General features: G+C 60.9%; 24 protein-coding genes, 2 tRNA genes and 4 pseudogenes. 14 read left to right on the top strand and 16 right to left on the bottom strand.

Annotated features, from left to right (window positions below; genetic code table 11):
• Positions 1–25: 25 nt before the first annotated feature.
• The gene (locus ATB1_RS12220; RefSeq protein ID WP_042664012.1) at positions 26–448 is read left to right on the top strand and encodes a hypothetical protein; all 423 of its coding nucleotides are present in this window, start codon (positions 26–28) and stop codon (positions 446–448) included.
• A 61-nt stretch (positions 449–509) separates the two neighbouring features.
• Entirely contained in the window at positions 510–2,951 is a 2,442-nt protein-coding gene (locus ATB1_RS12215; RefSeq protein WP_082256391.1) for a class I SAM-dependent DNA methyltransferase, read from the top strand.
• A gap of 25 nt (positions 2,952–2,976) precedes the next feature.
• On the opposite strand, the gene ATB1_RS12210 is transcribed toward ATB1_RS12215, so the two are convergent.
• The 3 genes from ATB1_RS12210 to ATB1_RS12200 all read right to left on the bottom strand — a co-directional run bounded on the left by ATB1_RS12210 (position 2,977) and on the right by ATB1_RS12200 (position 4,041).
• The gene (locus ATB1_RS12210; RefSeq protein ID WP_042664008.1) at positions 2,977–3,237 is read right to left on the bottom strand and encodes a hypothetical protein; all 261 of its coding nucleotides are present in this window, start codon (positions 3,235–3,237) and stop codon (positions 2,977–2,979) included.
• 262 nt (positions 3,238–3,499) lie between these two features.
• The gene (locus tag ATB1_RS12205; protein ID WP_052367960.1) at positions 3,500–3,814 is read right to left on the bottom strand and encodes a hypothetical protein; all 315 of its coding nucleotides are present in this window, start codon (positions 3,812–3,814) and stop codon (positions 3,500–3,502) included.
• A gap of 23 nt (positions 3,815–3,837) precedes the next feature.
• The gene (locus ATB1_RS12200; RefSeq protein WP_042664053.1) at positions 3,838–4,041 is read right to left on the bottom strand and encodes a hypothetical protein; all 204 of its coding nucleotides are present in this window, start codon (positions 4,039–4,041) and stop codon (positions 3,838–3,840) included.
• A gap of 117 nt (positions 4,042–4,158) precedes the next feature.
• Between ATB1_RS12200 and ATB1_RS12195 the strand changes: the two genes are divergently transcribed.
• The 8 genes from ATB1_RS12195 (at position 4,159) to ATB1_RS12160 (ending at position 10,950) form a co-directional block, all read left to right on the top strand.
• Positions 4,159–4,557: a hypothetical protein gene (locus tag ATB1_RS12195; protein ID WP_004045393.1), complete on the top strand. Its 399-nt coding sequence runs from the start codon at positions 4,159–4,161 to the stop codon at positions 4,555–4,557.
• On the top strand, positions 4,554–4,769 hold the full coding sequence (locus tag ATB1_RS12190) for a hypothetical protein (RefSeq protein WP_042664004.1): 216 nt from the start codon (positions 4,554–4,556) through the stop codon (positions 4,767–4,769). Before ATB1_RS12195 ends, ATB1_RS12190 begins: the two co-directional genes overlap by 4 nt.
• Positions 4,766–5,296, top strand: coding sequence for a hypothetical protein (locus ATB1_RS12185; protein ID WP_042664002.1), 531 nt, complete (start codon positions 4,766–4,768; stop codon positions 5,294–5,296). Before ATB1_RS12190 ends, ATB1_RS12185 begins: the two co-directional genes overlap by 4 nt.
• Positions 5,297–5,302: 6 nt before the next feature.
• On the top strand, positions 5,303–6,973 hold the full coding sequence (locus ATB1_RS12180) for a hypothetical protein (RefSeq protein ID WP_052367958.1): 1,671 nt from the start codon (positions 5,303–5,305) through the stop codon (positions 6,971–6,973).
• Positions 6,974–7,005: 32 nt separating this feature from the next.
• Positions 7,006–7,569, top strand: coding sequence for a hypothetical protein (locus tag ATB1_RS12175; RefSeq protein WP_042663998.1), 564 nt, complete (start codon positions 7,006–7,008; stop codon positions 7,567–7,569).
• On the top strand, positions 7,563–8,357 hold the full coding sequence (locus ATB1_RS12170) for a hypothetical protein (RefSeq protein ID WP_042663996.1): 795 nt from the start codon (positions 7,563–7,565) through the stop codon (positions 8,355–8,357). The genes ATB1_RS12175 and ATB1_RS12170 overlap by 7 nt, the downstream gene beginning before the upstream one ends.
• Positions 8,354–9,496, top strand: a complete 1,143-nt coding sequence (locus tag ATB1_RS12165; RefSeq protein ID WP_042663994.1) for an ATP-binding protein — start codon at positions 8,354–8,356, stop codon at positions 9,494–9,496. The genes ATB1_RS12170 and ATB1_RS12165 overlap by 4 nt, the downstream gene beginning before the upstream one ends.
• Before the next feature lie 734 nt (positions 9,497–10,230).
• Positions 10,231–10,950 carry a hypothetical protein gene (locus ATB1_RS12160; protein ID WP_042663991.1) on the top strand — a complete coding sequence of 240 codons (720 nt, stop codon included), beginning with the start codon at positions 10,231–10,233 and terminating at the stop codon, positions 10,948–10,950.
• Here the strand turns inward: ATB1_RS12160 and ATB1_RS21605 are convergent.
• The 7 genes and pseudogenes from ATB1_RS21605 to ATB1_RS12125 all read right to left on the bottom strand — a co-directional run bounded on the left by ATB1_RS21605 (position 10,947) and on the right by ATB1_RS12125 (position 18,612).
• The gene (locus ATB1_RS21605) at positions 10,947–11,624 is read right to left on the bottom strand and encodes a hypothetical protein (RefSeq protein WP_128081460.1); all 678 of its coding nucleotides are present in this window, start codon (positions 11,622–11,624) and stop codon (positions 10,947–10,949) included. The two genes, ATB1_RS12160 and ATB1_RS21605, sit on opposite strands and share 4 nt — an antisense overlap.
• Before the next feature lie 352 nt (positions 11,625–11,976).
• Entirely contained in the window at positions 11,977–13,608 is a 1,632-nt protein-coding gene (locus ATB1_RS12150) for a hypothetical protein (protein ID WP_042663987.1), read from the bottom strand.
• Positions 13,609–13,696: 88 nt separating this feature from the next.
• Positions 13,697–13,930, bottom strand: a complete 234-nt coding sequence (locus ATB1_RS20740) for a hypothetical protein (RefSeq protein WP_082256393.1) — start codon at positions 13,928–13,930, stop codon at positions 13,697–13,699.
• A gap of 61 nt (positions 13,931–13,991) precedes the next feature.
• Positions 13,992–14,064, bottom strand: a tRNA-Pro gene (locus ATB1_RS12140).
• 49 nt (positions 14,065–14,113) lie between these two features.
• Positions 14,114–15,970, bottom strand: a complete 1,857-nt coding sequence (locus ATB1_RS12135; protein WP_042663983.1) for an SLC13 family permease — start codon at positions 15,968–15,970, stop codon at positions 14,114–14,116.
• Positions 15,971–16,044: 74 nt separating this feature from the next.
• Positions 16,045–18,099 (bottom strand): annotated as a pseudogene (locus ATB1_RS12130) (DEAD/DEAH box helicase).
• A 117-nt stretch (positions 18,100–18,216) separates the two neighbouring features.
• Positions 18,217–18,612, bottom strand: coding sequence for a cupin domain-containing protein (locus ATB1_RS12125; protein WP_042663981.1), 396 nt, complete (start codon positions 18,610–18,612; stop codon positions 18,217–18,219).
• 88 nt (positions 18,613–18,700) lie between these two features.
• Between ATB1_RS12125 and ATB1_RS12120 the strand changes: the two genes are divergently transcribed.
• Complete coding sequence (locus ATB1_RS12120) at positions 18,701–19,873, top strand: M50 family metallopeptidase (protein WP_042663979.1); 1,173 nt, start codon at positions 18,701–18,703, stop codon at positions 19,871–19,873.
• A gap of 15 nt (positions 19,874–19,888) precedes the next feature.
• Here the strand turns inward: ATB1_RS12120 and ATB1_RS12115 are convergent, their stop codons facing one another.
• Positions 19,889–20,671, bottom strand: coding sequence for a molybdopterin-binding protein (locus ATB1_RS12115; protein WP_042663976.1), 783 nt, complete (start codon positions 20,669–20,671; stop codon positions 19,889–19,891).
• A 528-nt stretch (positions 20,672–21,199) separates the two neighbouring features.
• Positions 21,200–21,272 (bottom strand) — tRNA-His (locus ATB1_RS12110).
• Positions 21,273–21,422: 150 nt separating this feature from the next.
• On the opposite strand from ATB1_RS12110, the gene ATB1_RS12105 reads away from it, so the two are divergent.
• Positions 21,423–21,884 carry a DUF5814 domain-containing protein gene (locus tag ATB1_RS12105; protein WP_042663975.1) on the top strand — a complete coding sequence of 154 codons (462 nt, stop codon included), beginning with the start codon at positions 21,423–21,425 and terminating at the stop codon, positions 21,882–21,884.
• Between the two features lie 39 nt (positions 21,885–21,923).
• Here the strand turns inward: ATB1_RS12105 and ATB1_RS12100 are convergent, their stop codons facing one another.
• From ATB1_RS12100 to ATB1_RS12090, 3 genes and pseudogenes are all read right to left on the bottom strand, one after another.
• Entirely contained in the window at positions 21,924–22,337 is a 414-nt protein-coding gene (locus ATB1_RS12100) for a ribbon-helix-helix protein, CopG family (RefSeq protein WP_004044633.1), read from the bottom strand.
• Positions 22,338–22,527: 190 nt separating this feature from the next.
• Positions 22,528–23,118 carry an RPA family protein gene (locus tag ATB1_RS12095; protein WP_042663972.1) on the bottom strand — a complete coding sequence of 197 codons (591 nt, stop codon included), beginning with the start codon at positions 23,116–23,118 and terminating at the stop codon, positions 22,528–22,530.
• Positions 23,119–24,055 (bottom strand): annotated as a pseudogene (locus ATB1_RS12090) (replication factor A).
• A gap of 170 nt (positions 24,056–24,225) precedes the next feature.
• Between ATB1_RS12090 and ATB1_RS12085 the strand changes: the two are divergent.
• Positions 24,226–24,563 (top strand): annotated as a pseudogene (locus tag ATB1_RS12085) (hypothetical protein).
• A gap of 22 nt (positions 24,564–24,585) precedes the next feature.
• Positions 24,586–25,590: a mannose-1-phosphate guanylyltransferase gene (locus ATB1_RS12080; RefSeq protein ID WP_042663970.1), complete on the top strand. Its 1,005-nt coding sequence runs from the start codon at positions 24,586–24,588 to the stop codon at positions 25,588–25,590.
• A gap of 18 nt (positions 25,591–25,608) precedes the next feature.
• Here the strand turns inward: ATB1_RS12080 and ATB1_RS12075 are convergent.
• Positions 25,609–26,339: pseudogene (locus ATB1_RS12075) on the bottom strand (SDR family oxidoreductase); the annotation flags it as partial.

The following is a 26,339-nucleotide window of genomic DNA, read 5'->3' as shown; positions in this document are numbered from 1 at the left end:
AACGGAAGACGGAATAACCGATTTGATGGCTGACTACCTCCGTCAGCATGGCGTCAATACGGTTACGCAGGTCTCTATCTCAACACCAGGAACTCGCTCACAGCCCGACTTCCAACTCGATAATGGCGGCACGTATGTTGGTGAAGCCAAGTGGGAAGATAACAAGTGGGAAGGTTTTGGTGAGGCGCGTGATTATGGCCAGCTCACTGGGGTCAATGGCTCATTTCTGATCACCTACCCAATGGAACTGAAGACTGAAGGTGCACAGAGTCGCCTCGGCCAAAATGTAGCTGAGTCAGTCTTGTCGGGTCACAAGTACAGTTGTGCATTTCTCAGACGTGACAAGCCGACCGACATGGTCAACCTCCGATTGGAGGAAATCCCAGCTTGGATTAAGAGAATATCGAACAGAAGCGTTCTCCTGAAGCCGACCCCGATGAAGTCGTAGAGTCCTTCGGCAAACTGCTCATAAACTCAATGAGGAGTTAGAAGCGGCACCTGATGAAAACCTGTTCAGAAACGTCCTTGGAGCGACACCTGAAGACGACGAAGAAGAACAACAGGCTGCTCGCGAAGCAGCTGGGTTCCTACTCACAAACCAGATTACATTCTACCGTGTTCTTTCTGCTCACAAGGACTTCCCAGACATTCAGCCGAACGATTTACAGTCTCCTGGAGACCTCGGAGACTACTTCGAACTGGTTCTGGAGTACGACTACACACCGGTCTACAGTTTCAAAATTGTCGATGACCTACCGCAAGAGTCACTCCCTCTTCTTCGAGATGCAATCAAAGCAATCTACGCCCTAAGCCCAGAACGGATAAACCACGACATTCTGGGGAAGGTCTTCCACGAACTGATTCCAATCTCTGCACGAAAGAAAGTCGCTGCTTACTACACAAAGAACAAGGCAGCAGACATCCTCGCGCACCTCGCAATTGAGGATGCGGATGATCGGGTCATGGACCCTGCCTGTGGGAGTGGAACGCTGCTTGCAGCGAGTTATATGCGGAAACGCGAACTCACAGGGGTGTTCGGAGAAGAGACGCACCGTCAGTTCGTTGAGAAAGACATCACGGGAATTGACGTGATGCCGTTTGCAGCGCATCTTTCTTGTATACATCTCGCACTTCAAGCACCGGTTTATGAGACGGACGAAGTGAATATCGGCATTGAAGACAGCACCAAACTCAAACCCGGTAGCACGATCAGTCCGCTCTCGTTCGTACTTCCCGAAGCAAGCGAGCAACGGGGTCTTCATGAATTCTCTGGCGACAATTCTCCCGACGTATCTGATGAAGTGGTTGAGGGTGGGAGTATCGCTATGGATGCGGTGTCCGGTAAGGAGATGGACTTGGATTACGTGGACGTCGTGATTATGAACCCGCCGTACTCGCGGCAGGAATCCATCGCACGCTTTGCAGATGGGTACAAGGGACGACTACGTGACCGCTTCTCTCGACGTGATTCGAAGGGCCAAATCCACGGGAAAATGTCGTTCTGCTCTTATTTCTTCTTCCTTGCAGACAAGTTCCTGAAGCCAGGTGGAAAGATCGCGGCGGTCGTTCCAGCATCAACTCTCAACAAAACCACGGACTCGGGTGTTCGTGAAATGCTGATAAACGACTACAACATCCAGCATATTCTTGCTCGGACTGACGCACCTAATTTCAGCGAGGATACTGACCTTCGTGAGATACTGATCGTGGCTGAAAAGGAGCGTGATTCTGAGGGCTCCAGTACGGCATACACCAACCTAAATGGTCTTACCAAAATCGACCCAGAAGACCTACTGAACGATGCAAAAATACTCGCTGAGGGCGAGGTCAAATCGAGTGAGAGTGTCTCAAAAGACTACAATGGGGAAGGATACACTACACGAAGATTCCCTACCAGTGAATTGGAAGAACACAACCTGTTCGCGCCATTCACTGTCGACAACCACGAGATGTTCGACTTGTGGTATCAGATACGAGGAAAGGACGTGTTCACTCGACTGGGAGATCTCAAAGACCCTTGGTTGACCGGTGGACTGGGATTCGGTGGAAACGCTCCTGACTGTAAAGCAGCAATACTGAACAACCCGAATTCGAGTTTGCACAAAGGCGACGTTTGGGTTGTAGATGATTCATCGGAAGAATCAGTCACCGCTAGACACCGATTCATAGACGAGACTATCGAGATTCCAAAATCGAAGGTAGAACCAGCATTCCACCGAATTCCATATACTACCAGTCTCGACCTAAGCAGTTCAGAGGAGTACGCTGTTATTCGGGATGATTTCGACGGTGTGAATCGGTTCTTTGACTTGGGCGAAATCGACGAGTATCCGAAGAAAAATTGGACCGAACTCGCCGAGAAGCGTCTTTCACACCTTGGGTTCATGCGACGTCTGGATCTTACTGCCTCTGGTCTTTCTCACCTTGCCTACTACGGCGACGAGCCTCATCTGTTCCACGGGATGATGTTTTGCTTACCTGGGTTAGAACAGAACGATGCACGACGTCTTTCGATGTGGATGGATAGCAGTTTGAACCTCCTTCAGATGCTAATCACTCGAGTACCGGACCGTGGTGGGTGGACGAAATATCATCGGAATACTGTCGAGAAATTCTACGTTCCTGACCCTCTCGCGTTAGACGAAGAAGATGAGTCCCTACTTGATAGCGTGTTTGAAGAAGTACGGGATGTTGACTTCCCCAGCATCTCAGAGCAGTTGATCCGAAACACACCTGAAGCAGCTCTAACCGAAGACGAACACAAGCGCTTAGAAACCGCATTCCCGTCCTTATTCGAACAACTCGGTGACGGATTTGATGCACGTCGTCGGCTGGATCGTGCGGTCCTCGAAGTAATTGACGTCCCGGTCAAGCGTCATGAAGAGATACTCGCACTATTGTATCCTGCTCTGCTCAAGGAAGTTGTGGCACTCAAACTGATGATGGACTAAGGTCTTGAACTAAAAACCGACTAGCTCACCTCCATCGACTCTCCAAACTCGTCCGATACCGCATCCCCAACACCGACGTATTACAGCACTCCTTCACAGTCTGCGGCGGATACGCATCGCGAACGTCTTCGAGATTCTCGTAGCTCTCGATCAAGTGCGTGAGCGCTGCGTCAATCACGTCACTCCGTGGCGGGTCATCTGACGCGTTTCGCGCCACGATCTCGCTTGCTTTGTCGAAGAGCAGCTGCCGTTCGTCGGTCAACTTCAGGCTGGTTCGCTTGGTCATTTATGAATCACCGTATGCACCGGGGGTCGATTTGCGTGAATCTGGAGTAACCGAACGTCGATTCTTCTTATACTGGGGGTGACCCATGACCGCGACCGTGCCGGCCACTTGGTCGAATCGGTCTGAATCTATGCACGGTGTCCCCCGTCGACGTCGATGAAGATGCATACATCGAGGATGGCGTATACATTCGCGGGCAACCCCGTGGGTGCGGGATTGAGAAGGGGTCTGTACGGGGCTACCGGAGTGTCTTGAGTAGTCTCTACTCGTCATGGTCCTCACCTCCATCAGTTGCCGCGAGTTCGGGTGGTGACTCTCTCGAGTAGAAGTGGTTCGCGGCGTACAAGGCGAAGACAACGACGAGAATCGAGAGCACCGGGAGGTACGTTGGAACGGGCTGGTACGCTGGTGTGTTGACCATCTGTCTGCCGTCGAAGTGCGAGTTCATCGGAACATCGAGGGCAGCGCTCGGAACAATCCAGACGCCGGCCCAGACGCCCGTGACGAACATCGTTGAGGCGCTGAGGATGGCCAGTATCTTTTCTCGGTCTGTGAAGCGGTTGAGTAGAGTCATCATAGTGAGCACCCGTCTGAAACGGCCTACTGAAACACCTCGTCGAGCTCCGGGATGCCGTCGGAATCGACTGCGCGCACGAGGTACGAGCGCTTCCCAACCCGCTGAATGTGCATCTCTTGGTCATCTGGGACTACTCCATCCTCGTCGAGGACGCCGTCCATCCGTAGTTCGTCCTTGTCAAGCGACACAGTTGGGGTACCTTCTCGATCGCACAGTTTGCGGAACATTGTACACGGGGCGGGCCACCCGCCTAGATAAAAATGTTCCTGCTGTGGCCCTCTCGTAGCCAAAACCCTGAATGATACGACGTGCCGGGTGGCCGCCATCACCGTATCATGTCCGTAATGGAGTTCGACCCGGAGGACGCCGCGGCGCTCGTCGCGACGTTCATCGGGACGACGGCAATGGCAGGAATCGCATCGTGGTCGCTGTTCGACGTGACGCTCTCGGACGTGGCGTTCCAACTCGCGGGCAACGACGTGACGCTGGCGACGCTCCTCACGTTGGGGGCGCTCGGCGTCACTATCCTCACGAACGACAACGCCGAGTTGTCCACCCTGCACCAGCAGGCGAAGGACCTCGACAACTACTACTACTACAGCATCGTCGCCTCGGTCGGCCTGTTGGTCGGCTGGGTCTTCTTCGGTGACGTGAGTTCGTTCGTGCAGTCACAGGACCTCTGGGGCGTCGGCTACGTCGCTGTGAGTCTTACCGCGCAGATGGCGATCGGGTGGATGCTATGAACCTCGATCTCGACGACTTCGACCTCGAAACGGTCGCGATCATCGGCGCGGGCGTCGGATCGCTCGACGCTGGCCTGTCGGCCGCGACCGACATCACGCTCCTGTCTGATCTCCTCGGTGGTAGCCTCGAAACCGGACTTATGGCGGTCGGTGCGGCTGGTGGTGTCGTTATCGCGGACAAGCTCGGCCTCGTTGAGGTGTTCGAGTCGTGAGGCGCGGCAGCGCAACCCTCGCGCTCGTCGGTCTTCTGGTCGCAGCTGTCGCCGCAGTCGCCTTCGTCGGTCTCGGTGCAGCGACTGTGACGACCGACTCGGCGAACTTCACGAGCGTCGGCAACGACTCGCTCGCAAACCAGACCATCGACGTGACGAACGACACGCGGAGCCTCTACGTCGAGTTGGACAACGACACCGCGACTGCTTCCGAACCCGTCGAAGTCGCGGTCTTCGAAGTCGACGCTGACGGTAACGAAACAGAAGTCGACCGCGTGCAGATCTCTGCAGCGGACGGGACGACTGAACTCTACGAGTTCGATGCTCTCGACCCGACGAACGTCTCGACCTACCGCGTCGAAGTGCTCGGGACTGCGTCGGCGATCGACTCGTCCGCCCTCGACGTGGGGACGGTCGCGGCAGTCTCGTCTGGCGGCGGCTTCTTCGGTGGCTCGTCCGGAGGCGTCGGAATCGGCGCGATCGCGGTCGTCGCGGTTGGCGGCTATCTCGCGCTCAAGGAGGACTGAATCCTGATGCTCCGAATTGCATCGACCTACGCCGCCGTTGGTCTCTCGGTGGCTGCCGCCTACCTCGCCGGGGTTCACGGGGAGATATCGGCTGGCCTCGCCGTCGCCTTGGTCGCCGCCTTCTTCTTCGTCCTCCGAGTGACGATGATTGACCGGCGTCTTCTCGCCGATCTCTTTGGTGTCGTACCTCGCGGGGTCAAGGTCATGGGGAAGCGGGTGACTACCCTTGCACTCATCGGAGTGCTCGTTACGACCTCGACCGCCAGTCCTGCGGTTGCTGCAACTGGGGAGGACTGCACTACTTTGGATGGGTTCATCTACGACATTTTCAACTTCCAACCCTTCGACGGGAACTCTGATAACCCGTGTTCGACCCAGTATCAGGTCGATCAGGCTGTTCAGGACCTCAAGGACGCGCAGGACAACCAGACGAAAGTTGACCTCTATAACGCTGCACTTAGTCAGAAAGCGACGACGGATGCGGGGATGGCCCCGTTTGACAACTACCTGAGCGACACACAAAGCGTCGCTTGGCAGAAAGCTCAGGTTGCTGTTGCAGAGGCGTATCAGAATAACTCGACAGAGGCTCAGGCCAAGCAAGCCGCGAGCGACGCGATTGCGGACTACTACGCAACCAAACAGAAGAACCTCATCGAGTCCTACAACGCTACAGTCAGTTCGTCGGAAACGCTGTGGTCTACAGCGGATACGGAGGGCCTTCACACCACCAATCAAGAGTGGGTCTACATCGCAACGACTGGGAAAGAGGCGGGTGACGATCTGTACTACATCCGTTCTCTGAACCACACGAGTAGCGTCACACTCGTGAATGGTGATGTTCGTGATAGTCGGTACCTCTACCTCTACGATGCCGCAGGCGACAGCTACGACATTCGTGTTGATGGCAACAGCACGAACCCAAGTCAGAACGGGTACACCGGCTACGGTGTCGGGATTCAAGCACCCGATTCCAATTATACTGACCTCGAAATCTGGTATTTCGAGGACTACCACAATCGCTGGGACAAAATCGAGACGCAGACCGCGAGTCTCCAGAGCGAGGCGGACAACTTCGTCAACGCGACGTACTCTGACTTCGAGAGCGGGGCGATCGACCCGAGTGACGTGATTAGCGCGAATACCGCCATGTTCGAGTACGCAACTCGGACTGGCAACAACTCGACGCTCTACAGTTCTACGGCTGCGCTATCGCTCATGGGCTTCGATACGCCGCGCCTCAACTCCAGCGGGGTAATGAATGTCTCCTATCAAAACCAGACGTATCAGGGTCTCATCCTTGCACGGAACGCGCCCGGTGGTGCGTGGGAATCGAATACCACATACAACACCGCAAACATCAGCGGACCCGTCTTTATGGCGACCGTCACGGGGAACAAAGTCGATTTCGCCAACAATACCACCTTCACCATCCACGAGATGACGGCCAAGGATGGCTCAAACATCCAGAAACAGGAAACGACAAAATACGTCTACCGAACCGCCAACACCAGCGAACTCTTAGAGGTACAACAGAGCCTCCTCAGCCTCAGATCTGAGTTAGAGGAACGTGAGGCTCTCATCGGTAGTGGAGGAGACGCCGGCGTTTCGATATCAGCCGAGAACAAGGCGTTAATCGCCCTCGTTGCCGTCGCGCTCATCGTCGTCTTTCGCGGATAGCACCGACCTCCAATCAACCCTTTCGGAGACTCATGCGCCGAATCATCATCACACTCATCATGCTCATCGCAGTCGCATCGCCCGCCTTCGTCGGCACCGTCGCCGCCGCGAACAACTCTACGGTGGCCTCGACCCCGACCGACGGACCAACCCGAACTATCGAACTCTCGCAAACGACGACAATCGAAGACTGGCGGTTCGAAAACGGCACGTTCTATCTGAGCGTGAACGCCGAAGTCCCGACTCGAATAGCCATCACCGACGCGGGTGAACTCTCTCGGATTCTTTCTGAGGGAGATGGTGCAGCCGCCGGGAAAGCCCGCGTCCGGCGCATGACCTTGACCCCCGGAACGACCGTCGTCAAGTTCCGCGCCGAATCGGTCGGCGACGCGTCGGCAATCACCGTCTCCTCGTCGAACGCAGACGGCATCGTCGCCATCCGCTCCGACGCGATCAAGACTGGAAACCCGCCCGTCGAGTACGGAACAGTCCAGACGCTCCTCGCATCGACAGCAGTAGCCGCGGCTGGTGGTACCTTCCTGTGGGTTCGCAAGAAGCGCGACGAGAAGCAACTGGAGGTTGAGCGGGAATGGTGAACGACTGGGTAAAACTCGGCGCTGTGGGCGCTGTTCTCGCCTACTTTGGCGGGTACCAATTTCCCAAGTGGGCACCACTCGCCGCGTCGGGTCTCGTCATCGCTGGAATCGGTGCGCTGTTCGCGACGGGGAAGATCAACGATCTCCTCCCCGACCCACCGCGGGTGCGTCTCGTGCAGGTGAACGCGAACAGCGACGACCCGCTGGCGTGCTGGTCTCTGTCCCCGGACAAGTTCGCAGAGATGCAGGTCGAGTGGGGACCGCTGTATCCTCACGAGCAGGCACACGGCGATGTGTACGAGTGCTACGCGTATGATCCGTCCTCGAATGTCGCAGTAGGGACGTGGCGGCGTTCCCTCCCCGGTTCGTCACTCGTGGGGCGGCACGATACGGACGACGTTCTCGACGTAGTTGGAGAACTTCGCGGCGATCTCGAACCAGCGGCGCGGAGAGGACAAGAACTCAGACAGGCGCTCCCAGCTATTGTGAGGAGAGTGAAGCACGATACGATGGAGGCACAGAACGCCGCGCTCGACCCATCGGCACCGATGATCACCGACCAGCCGACGGTCGACGAGATCATCACGTCCGAACTCCCCGAAGAACTCCGCCCCGGCCGACTGCAGAACGGTGACCTCCGTGATCTCCTCGAGGCCGCGGGCGACCAGGACGACAACCAGGGTAACTGGGGCGATGGTCTCGGGATGGTTCTCGATGACGACCTCCCCGATGACGCTCTCGAGCCTGTCCCCACCGACCCACTCGTTAACGACGGTGGTCACCGATGAGCGGACGCAAGCAGGGCGATTCGGCTGTCTACGCCGCGGCACAGGGCCGCGAGTTCCTGCGGGGTGCTCTTCGCGACAAGAGCAACGAGTACATTCGCGAGTTCGCCGGGATGATCGACGACCCCGATGTACTCGACTTTCTGAATCGCTACTGCTCGATCTACGAGGAACGCGGCAAGAACTTTCTCGAGACTCACGTCGGTCGGCACGTCGTCCGGTCGGCCGCAACGTCGATGGCTGACCGTGCGTACCGCGAGGGGAACGTCTCGCAACTGCAGGGCATGGTCGGTCTCACTAACCAGAAGCGGGACGGTTCCGAGGCTATCGTCGAGGCGGCGAAACGACTCGCCGACGAAGGTGCGATCTATCTCGTTCTCGGTCCACCGGGTGCGGGAAAGACTGCATTCGCGCTCGACGTGGCGCGCGTCTTCGGTTCTCTCACCGGCGGTACCGTCCTCGCGAACGTCGCGTGGGACGGTGCAGACCGAGTCACGACATCGTCCGGTTCGATGCTCGACGCGATGGGTTCGACCGATGGACAAGTGCTACAGCTAATCGACGAGGCGGGGCAGTCGCTCACGTCTCGAGGAGCTGAAGCAGCGATCACCGACGAGTTCGTGAAATCGCTGAAGTACGTCCGCAAGAAGGAGGACGGCGATACCTACGCGAAACGTGGCTCCGTTCTGCTCATCGGACACACGAGAAAGGACACCGCCGCCGAGATTCGCCGACTCGCATCGGGCGCGTTCGTCAAACCCACTCGGAACGATCCCGGCCGCGTTGTCTTTCTCGATTCCGAGGGTGGTGCAGACTCGTTCGAGGAAGCCGCCGAGTTCACGGGCGTTACGGACACCCGCGAGAAGTACGACGAACACGAAGCGTCTCACTTCTCGGTGACGCTCGACGACGAGACCGATGACTCCGGCGACTCGCCAGACCCGAACCAGATTCGATGGGAGTCTGCCGTGGCGACCGTGATCAAAGCGTGCAAGCCGTGGGATGAAGAAAACGGGATGAGCTATCCTGACGCGGCCGAACTCGTCAGCTTCGGAGATTCATGGGTCGGGAATCGCGTCCGCGAGTGGAAACGTGGCGATCATCGAGATATCGTGAGCAGTCCGGAAGGCGATTTCGAGTGACTGCGGTAACTTCCAGCAGTCGCCACCACCATCGACCCCCCGGACGGCGTATAATTACTTATCTACTGATGCGCCGCTGGCTGCCCCCGGTGGTGGCCCGACCCTGGTTGAACCAGAAAATTGCTCTTGGTCCTCGAGGAGATCGGTGCGAAGACGTGGTGGGTCAAAGGCCATGAGGAATCGAAGTAAGAAAGCAGCTCATTACGGCGCACTCGCTGAGCGTGCTGCTCGACAGCGGTACGGGCTTGAACCTGCGCACTCATCTTGGCAGGATGCTGAGACCGATGACGGCAAACCCGTCGAAGTGAAGAGTGCTATGTTGAATCGGAGGAGTGGGAAAATCGGTCGATTTCGTGTGTTCGAGGACTATCATGCTCGGCTACAGAGAGAAGATGGTCTGTATGTGTTCGTTCTCTATTCAGCTACCGGTGGGTCTGCCGGTGGCGGTATTCGGGTTCGAAATATGCGCTCTGTCGACGCATCTTCGCTGCAACTACGGTTTTACAGTGCAGGTGGACACCGTGACTCGGAGCAGGTGAAGATCCATCCGCACCGAATCTTTGGTTGATTCCAGCATTAGCTGTTTTTCATATTCATCTATAATGGACCGGAAATCACCGAACCCCGAGCGTGATATGCTTGCACGGCCGCTTAACACCCCGGTTTCACATTGACTCTGGGGAATAGTGATAAGACAATACAGTAATAACATTGGAACTAGTAGCGAAATTATCATGACCCCTATCACGGCAATTATGGAGACTCTGACCTGGTTGGGAAGCCGGGTCTTGATAGGTATTGTAGGGGTAGCTGTTGGATTGTTATTGGAAGGATTGCTACCCACTTCTATGCGAAACAACCTGATATATTGGGGGGGGAGAGCCCGAAAGTGGGTTAGCAATGAATCCTACGAGGTTGAAATCACCACCAAGTATCGATTGGATTCCCAAGTTGATGCAAATCAATTTGATAAAGAACTGGCGCGGTCACTCGGTGTTCGCTCCGACGACAATGGCAAGTTCACCTTTGACAAAAAAAAAGGGATGATCGATTCGGATATCGAGATAATCCCTGAGTACGCGAGTAGTGTGAGCCAAGGTGGGAAGGTCACTCACCATCAGAACTCAGTATCTAGACTTACTGTGACAATGAGTTGCAATCCAGATTACCGGCAGCTCACTTCATCGCTTCTAGATCTGCAAGACATCGAGAGAAATCTCTTGGAGCAAATTGTGTCTGTTGGTGCCCACCGCAATGGGTCAGTAATAAAGTGCGAAATGCCTGCTAAACCCACTCTGCAGAAGCTAATTGGCAAAGGGGATATAGACACGATTCGAGGAAGCACGGAGGACGGAACCCGAATTGATGTCTCGAGAAACGAGATTCAGATTCATGCGGACCCAGATTCAGCAGTAACATCTGTTGTTAGGCGCGCCATCGTCCACTATGCCTAACTTTCGATCGCTTTTTTCATCACATCAAAGAAGTATGATTCAATGTCTTCTGGCTCGATATCAGCGCCGTAAACGACAAATCCACTTTTGCTAATTCCAACGGTTTCTCCCAGATACTTCGAGTCAAACATTACCCATACTGGACGACCATACTCGTCAAAATCTTGTGAGTAGGTTGAATCTTTTACTTTCCCTTGAATAGATGCCATATTGGTGAATACGTCGATATTTTCCCATATTTTGTAGCGTGCGTCTTGGGAGTCCATACTCACGATAGTCGTTATCGTAGTTGGTGCTATCTGTAATTCAACGTATGATTCATCACGACCTTCTATGGCCTTTGTGACTGGACCAGCAGCGATATCGTGCCCGCTTCCCATCAGAATGAATCCATCACTAGCGATATTTTTACAAAAACGACCTGTCACAGATTTTGTAGCTTTGATATGTACTGGCTCATCTTGGCCACGTTGGCGGAGTGTATGCACGTAGTCATGTTCCAGTACAAAGCTCAAACCCCGTTCTGTTTTTTCTAGTTGCTCAACTGTAGTCTCTAAAGGTTCTTGCACTTCCGTCACGTGACGCTTGTCGTGATAATCCGCTAAAGTCTCGTAGAGCTCAGAAACCGCGTGCTCGTTATTGAGTCGGTATATTGTAGCAGGCGGGTTTTGCATCTAATTAAGACGTATTGAAATGTATTGGTATAATACCTGTCGGTCAAACGTGTTGTCACACATCTCCACTCCCGATTGCAGTACGCCATGCCGAAGCAACCGCTCGGCATCCGTTTCATGTGGATCAATTGCAGTTACACGGCCGGAGGGTTATTTTTCTCAGTTGTGACGTTAGTCACACTCCCTAAGGGGGCTGTCCCACCGGACGAAACAGCACCCGCCCGATCTCCTCGAGCGCGGCCGCTCACGGAGAATCGTGACTCCACCCGAAAACAGGGTTCGGGCGAAAACAGCGGTGTAGTATATAAAAGAAGAGACCGACCGAGAGTGTTGCCACTCAGACGGCCACCGGCTACAGGTGCTTCTGAGCGACCGTGTTCTGCACGGGACCGTACGCCCGGTCATAGGTCACAATCGCGTTGAGGAACCGCCGAGAGTCGAGTCCGGCGTCACACCACGCGCTGTAGCCCTCCTCGAGCACGTCGGGCAGATACTCGCCCGTCGCCGCGGAGTTCTTCGACTGAGTGAGAACCGTCCGGATACGAATCCGAACGCGGTCATCGCGGTCGTCCATCCCGGCGACGACTTCGGCACCGTAGCGGTTCAGCCAGTTCTGTAGTGCGCGACCGGAGCGCTCCAGGTCGCGCGGGTCGACGTTCAGCACGTTCTCGATCCGGCCGGCGACTGAGTCCACCACGTCGTCCGCGATGCTCACCAGCTCGCGCACTTCCTGCGCGATCTTCGAAGAAACCCACTTCACGACTCCACCGTCGTTCTCGAGGAGTCCTGAAAGTCGCTGGAGGACGCGGTAGATCGTCGTAGAAGACCAGCCGGTCCCGTCCTCGAGTTCACCGACAGGTGTGCCCCCATCGGTTACTGCGAGGTGCTTGAGAACGTCTCTGTCTGAATCGGCGAGTCTCGAGAGCGTACGCATGATGATCGAGTCCTGAGACGCTTCGATCTGCGGCGTCGGGTCATCCCACAGCGCAATCGTTCGGTCGGATGCGACCGCGCTGAAATGGTCGTCAGCGATGAACCACATACCGGGTCGAGTCGGGATGTCCGCCCACGACAGGACGTTCAGCAACTTCTCTTCCAGGTCACCAACCAGATCGTGCCGGTCGCTCCACGCGACAGCCTGATCTCGATTCAGATTTTTCTTGTACAGCGCACCGAGCTTCGGGTGGTACAGCGGGTCACCGTTAGCGCTCTCACGAACGTGCTTCGGATGGTAGTGCTTCAGCTGTAATCCTCGAGGACGGTGCTGGCTGTTTGGGAACAGTTCGGTGATCGCCGACCGATCAAGCCGGAGCTGGTGGTTGTAGCCGACTACGTCCTCGTTGTTCGAATCGTAGACGACGTGTGAGCCCTCGATGTCGGCCGAGAGCATGAACAACCGCATGAAGACGCCGTCACGCCGAACCAGTTTCTTGGCTTGATCACGGTCGATTCTCAGATACCGCTCGTGCTGAGTTATCGTCGAGAACTCGTGTGGGTCTTCGGCGAAGTACTTGCGCGACCAGTCGAAGCCGACTTTCTCACAGACTCGGCGCATCACCCATTTGAAGACGTGCGGAATCTCGTCTAACTCGAGATTGACCACGTTCTGCAGTTTCACGTTCGTGGCAGGTCCGAGCGCCGCAGGGACGCTGTCCGGCCGGTTCTCGTCGGACCACGCGAGACGCGGCTGTACACAGACCGGGAGCTTCCGCTCTCCCTCACCGTACGCGTTGATGTCGTACTCGAGAAGCGAGTTCACCGTGTCTGCCTCGCGCGGAGACAGGCCCGACTGGTGGAACCCCATCGAGACTTCCCATGTCTCGGTTCCGTCCTCCTTGAAGCGGGGGACCTCTACTTCAAGTTTTGAGAAACCGCCGTCGATGTGGTTGTACAACTGGCGCACCGCCCAGTACGGCGATGACCCGTACTCACCGTAGAGAAGATTACCGCGCGTCTCGTGGGGCGCGCTTGCGACGGAACTCACCGCCGGTCCTCCTCCGCGAGATCGTGGCCGCAGTACTCACAGCGGAAGAGACAGTCGCTGTCGCGGCTACAGGATGGACAGCGAACCGTCATTGCCACCGCTCCGGATTACCGCCGTGCCGACCGCACGCGTGCTGTGGGTCTGGGACAGAGACAGAGAGACCAGCGGCCGACCCGCTCTGCAGACGAATGAGCGTGTCACACTCGCGGCAGCGGTGAACGTGGTCGTCAGAATCGCCGTAGACGCGGCGGAAGTCGCGGGTGACGTGTGACCCGCAGTACCGACAGCTACTCGCGTCGCTCTGGGACTTGAGTAGCATCATGCCGACCACCTCAAACGGCCGTTAGAACCGGCAAAAACGGCCGATTCAGCCTTAATGGGTATGGGACCGCCCGGATTTGAACCGGGGTCACGGGCACCCAAGGCCCGAAGTATACCAGGCTAACCCACGGTCCCGCATATACGACTCTCCCCGTCGCGGAGTAAAGGGTTTCGTTCCGCCCCGTCAGGTCAGGGGGAAGAAGTACGCGACGCCGAGCGTCGTCACAACCCCGAGGAGCAACTGTAGCGGGCCGCCGACGCGGATGTAGTCCGTGAACTTGTAGCCGCCGGGGCCGTAGACGAACAGGTTCGTCTGGTAGCCGACGGGGGTCATGAACGCCGTCGACGCCGCGAACATGACCGCGAGGACGAACGAAAACGGGTCGGCGCCGAGCGTCGTCGCGGCCTCGATGGCGACCGGAATCATGAGCACGACGCTCGCGTTGTTCGAGATGACGTTCGTCAGGAGCGCCGTCACGAAGTAGAACACCCCGAGGACGGCGATAAGCGGGAGGAAATCGCCGGTCATCACGACCAGTTCGGCGAGGAGTTCGGCGGCCCCGGAGTTCTCCATCGCGATACCGAGCGGGATGACGCCGGCGAGGAGGAAGATAACGTCCCACTGAACGGCGTCGTACAACTCAGTCGGCCGGAGACACTTCGTGGCGACCATGGCGAGCGCGCCGAGGAGCGCGGCGACGACGATGGGCAGGAAGTTGAGCGCGGCGAGCGCGACGACGCCGGCGACGATGCCGACTGCGACGGGAATCTTCGACTCGCGGTAGTCGTGGCGCTCGATTTCCTGGGCGACGATGAAGTTGCGGTTGTTGTCGAGGCGCTCGATGCTCTCGACGGTCGCCTGCACGAGGAGCGTGTCGCCGACGCGGAGCGGGAGGTTGTCCATCCGCCGGCGGATGAGTTCGCCACCACGGCGGAGCGCGAGCACGGTCGCGTCGTACCGCTGTCTGAAACTCGCCGAGGCGAGCGACTCGCCGACCAGTGCCGACCCCGGCGCGACGACGACTTCGACGAGGTTCTGGCCGCGGTCGGCGAGTTCGAGTTCGTCTTCGGTGACGGTCGCCGGCACGAGGTCGAGTCCCTCCACGTCGAGCAGTTCGACAAGCGTGTTGCGGTCGGTCCGGAGGGTGAACACGTCGCCCGGCTGAATCTCCTTCGGGCCGAGCGGTTCGAGGAAGACGCTCTCGCCGCGGATGAGTTGGAGGAGGTCCACGTCGAACTCCGTCTCGACGAGCGCCCGCTGGACCTGTTGGCCGACGAGCGGGGAGTCCTCGCGGACGACGACCTCGGTCAGGTACTCCGCCATCTCGAACTCCTCCGTCAGGTCGCGCCGGGGCTCGATTCGCGCCGGCGTGAGCCGCCGACCGACGGTCATGAGGTAGACGACGCCGACGGCCATGACCACCGCGCCGAGCGCGGTGAACTCGAACATCGTGAAGGGCGCTTCGCCCGTGATGCGCGAGTAGACGTCGCTGGCGAGGATGTTGGTCGAGGTCCCGATGAGCGTCAGCATGCCGCCGAACATCGAGGCGTACGACAGCGGTAAGAGGAGCTTCGAGGGCGATGTCCGCCCGCGCTCTGCGAGGTCGGTCACCATCGGGAGCAGGATGGCGACCGCCGCGGTGTTGTTGATAAAGCCGGAGATGGGGCCGACGACGCCGACGGTCGCGCCGAGTTGCCGGAGTTCGCTGTCGCCGGTGAACGTCGATATTTTCGCGCCCAGAAGCTGGATGATGCCGGTCCGCTGGACGCCCTCGCTGAGGATGAACATCGCGAGGACGGTCAGCGTCGCCGTGTTGGCGAACCCCGAGAGGGCGTCGCCGGGGTAAGAGTCGAAGAGAACGATGGGTGCGCCGAGCATCCCCGCCGAGGCGAGCGCCTCCGAGGCGGGTTGAATCAGCATCAACGACACCATCACGCCGATTGCCGTCACGTCGACCGGGACGGGTTCGGTCGCGAAGAACGCCAACGCGACGAGGATGACGGCGAAGACGACGAGGATGGCCGGCGTTATCGCTACCACGCGGTCATCGACGCGTCGGCGGCCAAAAAGCGTGCGGGATTCGGAATGTCAGCCTCGGCCGAGCGCGTCGGTCGCTACCGGCCTTCCTCGTCGAGTTCGAGGTCGGCGACGATTTCGTACGGCGACGAGCCCTTCCGGATGCCGTCGAGGATGGCGAACGCCTCTCTCGGCGAGAGGAACTGCCGCGTCACGGCGAGGCCGAGCGGGGTCGGGTCGAGGCCGTCGATGAAGCCCCACTCCAGAAGCTTGCCCACTGCGTGGGTCGTCGGCACCTCGCCGAGCATCCGGTTGTTGAGCGCCTTCGCTTTCTTGCCGGCGACGACGATGTTCGCCAGCGTCTCTTCGACCGCCGAGGACTGGTCGTACACCGTGCGAACCTCCTCCATCTCGCCTTTGAGGAGCTTGAACGCGACCTCGTCTTCGGTCATCTCCATCGTGTTGTGATAGCTCGCGTCGGGTTCGACGAGCAGGTAGACGACGCCCTTGTCGTGGTAGTCGGGGCGGCCGGCGCGGCCGAGCATCTGGCTGAACTCCTGGACGGAGAGCCACTCGATGCCCATCGCCAGCGTGTCGAAGATGACCTGTGACGCCGGGAAGTCGACGCCGGCGGCGAGCGCGGCGGTCGTCACGACAGCCGCGAGGTCCTGATTGGCGAACTGTCGCTCCACTCGCTTTCGCTGACCGTAGTCCAGTCCGGCGTGGTACGCCGCGGCGTTGTAGTCCATCTTCCGGGCGATTTCGTGGCAGCGCCGCCGGGAGTTAGTGAAGATGATGGTCTGGCCGCGGTACCCCTTCGAGGACTTCGAGTCGAACGCCTGCCGCACGAGGCGATTCTCGATGCGCGGCTTTTCTTGACCGTCGGCGAAGGTGACGTGGCGTTCGATGGGAACTGGGCGGTCCTCGTACTCGACGAGGTTCGCTCGGAGGTTCTGGGCGAGCCATTTCGGGTTGCCGACGGTCGCAGAGAGGTAAATCCACTGCGCGCCGCCGTACCCCTCACGACGCTTCGCGCGGGCCTCGCAGTAGTGTTTGAGGCGGGCTATCATCCCGTCGAGGCGGTGGCCGCGTTCCTCTTCTTTCAGGGTGTGGACCTCGTCGATGACGACCGTGCCGATGTCGCCGAGGTCCTTCCCCGTGCGGAGGGCGTGGTCGATGCCCTCGTAGGTGCCGACGATGACGTCGGCGTTCGGGTCGAAGCGGTTGCCGTCGTCGTTGATTCGGCTCGCGCCGACGCGGATGGTGACCTTGCCGAGGTGGCCGTAGCGCTCCTTGAAGTCCTCGTGTTTCTGGTTCGCGAGCGCGACGAGCGGGACGAGAAACAGCATCTTCCCGTCGTCGTTCAGCATCCGGTTGATGCCGGCGAGTTCGCCGACGAGCGTCTTCCCGGTCGCCGTCGCACTCACGACGAGTTGGTCGTCGCCGTCGAGCAGTCCGTTGTCGATGGCGAGGCTCTGGACGGGGAGCAGGGTGTCGAAGCGCTCGGTCAGCATCGACTTCAGGTTCGGGTGGAGGTCGAGCGGTGCTCGTCTCGACCAGTTCCACGTCCTCCGTCGTCGCGCTGATGGTGTCGAACTTCGTCAGGTCGGGGTCCAACTCGCCCTGCAGTAAGTTCGTGATGCGGGTCAGGTCGCCCGTCTCGTACAGCAGTTCCTCTAGGCGCTCTTGGGCCGCCTGCGTGAGCCCGCCCGCGAAGGAGAGTTCACCCTCCAGTTCTTGGACGGCGCAGTCGCGACAAATGTGCTCGTGTTCGGCCTTGATGGCCGTGTCGTCGGTGATGGGCGAGTACCGACCGTTGACGGCACAGCGGCGGCAGGTCCGAACCGTCAGCGCCTCCAACTGGTAGCCGTCGAGCATCTCTTTCAGTTCGTCGCGGCCGGCTTTCGGCGTCTGCTGAGAGATGCGGATACGGGCGGCCGACCGGGCGAGTTCGACGAACTGACTCGGGTCGCGCGGCGAGTCGTCTCCCTTCGAGTCACCAGAAAGCGCAGGGGACGAGGCCCCGCGTTCGTCTCTTTGAGTTCGAGCTTGCCGCGGAGCACCCGCTTTCCGTCCCGGCGGGCGACGACGAGGTAGTCGTCTCCCGTCTGGTGGAGAAAGAGCGTGTCGACGCGGGTGACCTGTTTAGACACGGTCTCTGCTACGGCGACGTGGTATTTCAGCGATTCGCCTGCGAACGCTCAGGGACGATAGCGACCCGCATGCGCCCCCGTGGCTTGGTTCCGACGGTCACTGACGCCCGGCCGCGCTCAGGCGTCGGTGTCGGCGTCGTCTGCGAGTTCGATAGCGTCGTCGCCGTTGGGGACCGCACAGAGAAACGCTCCCTCCTCGTCGGACTCGTTTCGGTACCAGTGGACGACGCCGGCGGGAATCAAAAGCGAGTCGCCGGCTTCGACCTCGTACTCCTCGTCGCCGATGCCGACGACGTACCGCCCCGAGAGGACGTACTGCTCGTGTTCGACCTCGTTGGTGTGTTTCGGCACCGTCGCGCCGGGGTCGAGGACGAACCGCCGGATGGCGAAGTTCGGCGCGCCGTCGGCCTCGGAGACGAGGACGCCTTTTGACATCCCGTCGGCCGCGCCGACCGTCTCGTACTCGATGTCCGCGCTCCGCTTGACCACCGGCACCGGTCGGGAATCGCTCATGATCTCTCCGTCGATTGCCCGCCCGCGTAAGCATTTCCCCGTCTCTTCGCCCTGACTGCTTAAGGCCCCTCCACGGTTACTACGGGGTATGCGAGGAATCCGCATCGGTAGCGCCTTCGGCATCCCGATAAAGTTGGACCTCACGTTCCTCATCGTTCTCCCGCTTTTCGCGTGGCTCATCGGCTCGGACGTGACGAATCTCGCGCTCGTCGTCAACGACCTCTTCGGCGCGAACATCGACGGCGCGGCCATCTCCGCGGGGTCGATGCAGTGGGTGCTCGGGAGCGCGGCCGCCATCGGCCTGTTCGCCGGCGTCCTGCTGCACGAGTTCGGCCACTCGCTCGTCGCCATGCGCTACGGCTACGAAATCGAGTCCATCACGCTCTGGCTCTTCGGCGGCGTCGCCCGGTTCAAGGAGATTCCCGAGGACTGGAAACAGGAGTTCACCATCGCCGTCGCCGGCCCGCTCGTCTCGGTCGCCATCGGCGTCGTCGCCTACGCCGGCTTCCTCTTGCTCCCCGAGTCGCAGGCCCCCGCGCAGTTCGTCCTCGGCTACCTCGCGCTGGTGAACGTCTCGCTCGCCGTGTTCAACATGCTCCCCGGCTTCCCGATGGACGGCGGGCGCGTCCTCCGGGCGCTCCTCGCGCGGAACCGTCCGCACGCGAAAGCGACGCAGATGGCCGCCGAGGTCGGCAAGGTGTTCGCGTTCCTGCTCGGCCTGTTCGGCCTCTTTTTCAACCTGTTTCTCGTCGCGCTCGCCTTCTTCATCTACATGGGCGCGTCCGGCGAGGCCCAACAGACCGTCCTCAAGGCGACGTTCCAGGACGTGGTCGTCCGCGACATCATGACCGGTCGCGAGAACCTCGACGTGGTCGACGAGAAGACCTCCGTCGCGGAGCTTCTCGAACGCATGTTCGTCGAACGCCACACGGGCTACCCTGTCCTCAGGAACGGCGACCTCGTCGGCATGGTCACCCTTGACGACGCCCGTGGCGTCAAGGAGGTCGAACGCGACGCCTTCCGTGTGGACGACATCATGAGCGACGAACTGGCGACCATCACCCCCGACGCCGACGCGATGGACGCCATCGCACTCATGCAGGAACGCGGCGTGGGCCGCCTCCCGGTCGTCGACGAGGCGGGCGAACTCGTCGGCCTCGTCTCCCGGTCGGACCTCGTCACCGCCTTCAACATCATCCGCAGTCGCGGGTCGCTCGACGCCATGCCCCGCTCCGACGCCGGCCTCGCMCAGCTCCGCTGATTCGCCGACCGGCTCTCAGTTCTCGGGAGCGTCACTCCCCGCGTTTCTCTCGCGCGCCGCCATCACAGCCGCCTCGCTTTCGTAGAGGTCAACCGTCGCGTTCGCCCGGAACCACGCCATCGCTTCGTCGAGGACCGCCGGGTCACCGCCGCTGAGTTTGATTCGCGTCGGCCCGCCGCTGTTGGGGTAGCTCCCGACGCCAACGCCGAACCGCTCGGCGACGACGCCGAGTTCGCGGGCAACGGCTCCTTCCGGCGCGTCGGCGTAGCACTCTCGCGACTGCGCGTCGCCGGCGAAGCGCTCGGCGATGCGCTCGAACATGGGCTTCATCTCCGTGGGGATGCCCGGCAGGACGTAGACGTTCCCCGCTCGACAGCCGGGCGCGAGGCCCTCCTCGTTCGGGAGCACCTCGGCGTCGGCGGGCATCGACGCGTACCACTCCGGTTCGAGGTCGAAGTCGATGTCTGACCGGCGTTCGAGAATCGCCGCGATGGTCGCTTCGACCTGCGTTTCGGCCTCGTCGTTGACGACGAACGCCCTGTCGAGACCGGCGGCGACGGCCTCCATCGTGATGTCGTCCGGCGTCCCGCCGAGGCCGCCGGTGACGAGCACGGCGTCGAAGGCGGCCGCCCAGTCGGCGACCGTCTCGGCGATGACCCCGTGGTCGTCGGGGACCGTCTGAATCCGCGCCACCGTCGCCCCGCCCTCGGTGAGCCGTCTGGCCAACCACGTCGCGTTCGTGTTCTCGATGTCCCCCGCCAGCAGTTCGTTGCCGACGGTGAGGATGGCGACCTGCATGGCCGGGTGCTAGGACTCCCAGACGAAAGACCTGCCCGTTTTCGGCGTTCCCTTCGGGTTGTCGGCGACGGCCGAAGTCCCGCCGCTCCGGAACGGTCGCTCTCGGTGTGAGTGCGGAAAAGTGAGAAGGGCCGGCGGCGACCGTGCGCAACCGAGTCGTCACCCGGTCGGTACCGTGGGGCCGACGGGGTCTTCGTTGTCCTCCGGGTCACCGCGGTTGAGTATCGCGTCGCGGATGCGGTCGAACACCGAGTTGTCCGCGCGGAGTTGGGTTCTCATCCCACCTGGTGTGTTTGTCTATGACACACTTGGGTCTGGTGGGAGGTACGTAGGCGATTCGCACACGCGACGCGGCGCTCACCGGTCGAAATTTAGAGAAGAGGTCCAGGTGCGAGAATTGAACCCTGGTCGCTCACTCCGTTCGCTCCCCGGTTCAATTCTCTCGGCTCGACTTCGCACATTCTCGGTGGGTTCTCGCGGTGCTCGCTGGCGCGAGCACACGCTCGAAAGAGTGAGAATGTGAAGAAGGTCCAGGTGCGAGAATTGAACCCGCGTCTCAGCCTCCACAAGGCTGAAGGATAGTCCACTACCCCAACCCGGACACGCTGCAACCCTTCCTAATCCGCTACGACTAAAATACGTTACGCTACGGTCTCGGAATGACAGTACGTAACAGAGCTCACCCGTGTCGACGATGCCGCGCCGGCGAGCGGGACGCTTTTGCCGCGGAGGCCCGAAGTCGCGGGTAGCAGTGGCTATCACCGACAAGATTTATCTCAAAAACCACCGCCAAATCGTCTCGCAACTGGATACGAACATCCCCAAGCGCGTCTTCAGCGGTGCGACCCTCGAAATCCTCTACTCCGGCGAGGGACTCGCCAAGGTGGATGACGCCACCCGCGACCGCTTGCTCGACTTCGCGCAGGACTTCCTCGACTGCGAAAATTCGGACGACATCTACACCGGCTACCCCGAGCGCCAGTTCATCGAGTACCTGCTCGAACTCCGCGCGCAGGGGCTCGGCCCCGACGCCATCGTGGACGTGATGAGCGACGACTACATGGTGTACGCCTACCCCGGTGACGTGCTCTCGTTCCTCGACGACGCGGTCCGGACGCTCGAATCGGTCGAAGCGCTCGCGGACGTGGAAGGAGACAGAGAGATGCAGGACGACGCGCGGCAGGCGAAGCAGGACCTCGTCGGTCCTCGCTGAAATCGGTGAGAGCCGACGACACAGAAGACAGTACAGCGCTTAGCCGAGGCGGAACGACGGCTCGTCACCCGTGTCGAGGTCTTCCAGTTGGATGACCTCCTCGACGTCGTCGTGGTCGTTTTCGACCTGCTCGCGCAGATAGTTCACGTAGCCCTTGTGCTCTTCGAGCTGCTCGCGGAGGTGTTCGGCCTCCAGTTCGAGGCGCTCGTGCTCGCGGATGAAGCTCTTGGGAACCTCCACGGTCGGGGGGAACGACTCGTCTTCGCCCTCGCGCAGCTTTTCGAGTTCGTGTTTGGGGACGACCTGCACCTGACCGTCGTGGGCAACTAACGTGTCCACGTAGTCGCGGAAGACGGCGGACAGGGAGATGTCCCGCTCCTCGGCTATCTCCCGAAGGGTCTCGAACGCGTCCTCGTTGACGCGAAACGAGATGGTTTTGTTCTTGTTGCCCATGATATTCCTCGGTCCGTGGTGAGGACACTTAATGGTTCGTCAGACGAGGGGTCTCAGACGTCCTGATTCGTCGCAAAAAAGGGCGTGTGACGGTGGAAATCGGCCGTCAGTCGGTGTTCGAGGGCGTTCGGTGGGTTCGGTGACCGATTCGAACCCACCGATGCGCCGGGTCGCGGGTCGAGACGCTCGCTTACGCGCTCAGTTCGTCGGCCTGTTCGAGGCTTTCGAGCGCGGCGATGGCGGCGCGCTTGTACGCCTCGGGGTCGAGGTCGTAGTGCTCGCGGGCCATCCGCGCGTACTCGTTGCCCTCGTCGTCGAACGCCGCGATGCGGTCGAGCGTCTTGTCGGCGGTTTCTGTCACCCAGCGGTCGCGCGTGGCCGCGTCGACCTCGGTGATGGACTCGGGGCGGACGGAGACGTTGATGCTGCCGTCGTCGGTCTCGTAGGTCCGCGGCTTGCCGACGACCGCGACGTAGGCGGGCGCGTCGAGGTCGCGCAGCGCGCTGGCGGCCTCGGGCTGATACTGGCCGGCGTAGACGAAGAACGTCCCCGTCGGGTCGACGATGCGACCGCGCCAGTACTCGTTGTCCTCGCCGACGTCTTCCTTCTCGGTCAGCGTGCCGACGAGGAAGACGCGGTTGGCGCTCTCGCCCGTCGGGAGCAGCAGGTAGACGGGCGCGCGCTCGTCGTCGGACTCTTTGAACGTGTAACCGGCGTCGTTGAACTCCTGTGCGAAGACGCGCCGGGCGACCTCTCGGGTGGGGATTTCGTTGGAACTCATTTACATCGACCTCGCTTTGATGAGCAGTTCTTCTGCGTCTGCTGGCTCGCTCAGCCGTTCGACTTCGTTGGCGAGCACGTACCGACCCAGCGTCGGGCCGGTGACGCGGTAGTAGAACCCCACGAGGTCACCGCGCATCTCCTCTTCGACGATGGTGGTGTCGAGGGCGTCCATGGCCATCTGCTTCGCCTCGTCCAGTTCGATACCGGTCAGCTCCTCCGTCATCTCGCGGTTGAAGATGACTTCGTGGACCTCGTCGCCGTCGTCGACGACGGCCTTGATGCGGAGGTCGAACTCGCCTTCGACGCTGCCGTGTTCGGAACAGCGCCCGTTCTGGAGGACGCGCGTACAGCCCTCCTCGGGACAGCGCTTGATGAGGCCGCTTCCGGACTGGATGTCCACGAGCGCGCCCTCGACGCTGGTCGAGTCGTCGCCGACTTCGATCTCCTCGTCGAGTTCGGTGATGCTCGTCGTCCGGTTGAGCTTCACGGAGAAGTTGCCCTGGTACTCGTCTGTGACGACGTTGCCGAGCGCGTACGACTTCCCCTCTTCGAGTTCGGGGAGTTCGGACGTGGTGAAGGCGATGAACTTCATCCGCCCGGAGTCGTCGCCGAGCAGGCCGACCTGTGCGACGGACTCGCTCCGGGGTTCCCAGAGTTCGACGACCTTCGCGCGCACGTCGACCCACTGCTCGTCTTGGTCGATGTCGTTGAGCAGGGTCTGTTCGTTCCCGCCGGAGCCGCCGGCGAGCTCGTCGCGCTCGATGCCGGCCTCGTCGAGGTAACTGTTGACGACGCTCCGTCGCGCGTTCGTCGACGGGGACGCGGTACTCGCTGACGAGGCTCTCTAATCGTTCTTCGACTTCGTCCGCGGACACGTCTAGGTGGTCCGAGAACTGGTCGGCTATCTCAGCCGCGTGGGTTCGCAAATCAGTCATGGTCTACCTCGCCTCCACCTTGGTTTCCATTGGGAGGCATACTGAGCTTGGATGCGTACTCATATAAAAAGTTGCAAACGGCGCAGTGAAAGTGAACGTCACGCCGGAGAGCGCGTCAGAACCGTCGCACCGAGCGAGGAATTGATAGCCTCGGAGACGCATTCGACAGCATGGACGACCGCCTCGAAAGCATCATTCGCAGCGCCGCTCGAAACGCCGGCAAGCGCTACGAGGAGGCCAAACGCGCCTATCGAGACGGTCGCGACTCGTCTCCGGCGCACTCCCTCCCGCGGGACGGCGAGGGCCGCGCCAAAATCGTCTGTCGCCGCCACGCCGAGCGCCGCGCCGTCGCCGTCGACGGAAGGGTCGTCCCGCCTGTTTCGACCCCGACCACCCCGACTGCCAGGGCTGCGTCGAGGACATCCGCGAGGGGATAGTCGAGACAGTGGTAGGCGATGCTGTCGGCGACGCGGTCGGCGACGCCGCCGGCGACGTGGTACGGTTTTGAGGCTGTAGCGCCACCGGGACGTATGGACCGACCACTCGTCGCGCTCGTCCTCGCCGGCGGCACCGGCACCCGCCTGTACCCCGCGAGTCGGAGCGACCGGCCCAAACAGTTCCTCCCGCTCGGCGGCGACCGTTCCCTCCTCGCCGAGACCGTCGCTCGCGCCGACTTCGCCGACCACGTCGTCGTCTCGACGCGACCAGCGTTCGCGGACGATGTCACCGACCACGCGCCCGACGCCGAGGTCGTAGTCGAACCCGCGGCCAAGGACACCGGCCCGGCGCTCGTCTACGCGACCCACCGCATCGCCGAGTTGTACGACGACCCGGTCGTCGTCGTCCTCCCGAGCGACCACCACGTCGGCGACGGCTTCGCCGAGGCGATGACCCGCGGCGCGCGCGTCGCCGCCGACACCGGCTCGCTCGTCGCCTTCGGCGTCGAACCCACCCGTCCGGACACCGGCTACGGCTACATCGAACCCGGCGCGGACCGCGGCGACTACCGCGACCTCGCCGCGTTCCACGAGAAACCGGACGCCGAGACGGCCGCCCGCTACGTCGACGAGGGCTACCTCTGGAACGCCGGGATGTTCGCGTGGACGCCCGAGGCGCTGTTTTCCGCCGCGCGCGACTCGCCGCTTTCCCCCCTCCTCGACGCGCTCGACGACGGCGACACGGACGCCGGCTTCGCGGCGGTCGAGGCCGTCAGCATCGACTACGCGGTGATGGAGCGCGCCGCCGACGCGGCGGTCGTCCCGGTCGGCTTCGAGTGGGACGACCTCGGCTCGTGGGATGCCCTCGAACGCATCGTCGACGCCGACGAGGACGGCAACGTCGCGCTCGGCGACGACCCGGTGTTCGTCGACGCCGCGGACAACGTGGTCGCCACCGACGGCGCGAACGTCTCGCTCGTCGGCGTCTCCGACCTCGCGGTCGTCGCGTGGGACGACCGCGTGCTCGTCGTGCCGAAAGAACAAGCGCAGAAAGTTCGCGACGTGGTCTCGGTCCTCCGCGACCGCGACGCGTTCTGAGTCGGGTCGAGCGCCGCGTCAGGCGCTCCGCAATCGGCCGCCGTCAACCGGGACACAGGCCCCGGTGACGAAGCTCGCGCGGTCGCTGGCGAGGAACGCGACCACGTCGCCGAGTTCGCGCGGGTCGCCGACGCGGCCCAGCGGAATCCCGTCGGACCACGAGTCGAGGCCCTCCTCGTAGCTGTCGTGGTCGCCGCGCTCGACGGCCGCCTCGACCAGTTCCTCGATGCGACTCGTCTCGTGTGCGCCCGGCAGCACCGCGTTCACCCGCACGCCCGGCGCGAGTTCGCGCGACAGCGACTTCACGAGGCCGATGACGCCGCGGCGGACCGCGTTCGAGAGGATGAGGTCGTCGATGACCTCCCTGACAGAGGTGGAGGTGATGCAGGTAATCGTGCCCGCGTCGCTCGCTTCGAGGTGCGGCCGCGCCGCCCGCACGGTCCAGACGGCGCTCATGACGAGCATGTCGAACGCGCCGTACCACTCCTGTTCGGTCAGGTCGGCGAAGCCGCCCGGCGGCACGCCGCCGGCCGAGGTGACGACGTGGTCGACGCCGCCGAACTCCTCGACGGCCGCCTCGACCAGCGCCTCGACGTCGTCCTTTGCTCGTGATGTCGGTCTCGACGCCGAGCACGTCGCCGTCGAGGTCGCCCAGTTCCGATTCGGTCGCCGCGAGGCGCTCTGAGTCGCGCCCGCAGACGACGACGTTCGCTCCTTCGTCGGCCAGCGCCGCGGCGCTCGCGCGCCCG

The organism is Haloferax sp. ATB1 (genome assembly GCF_000730175.1).
The sequence above is the reverse complement of the archived record's forward strand: the minus strand, read 5'-3'. Positions and strand labels throughout refer to the sequence as shown.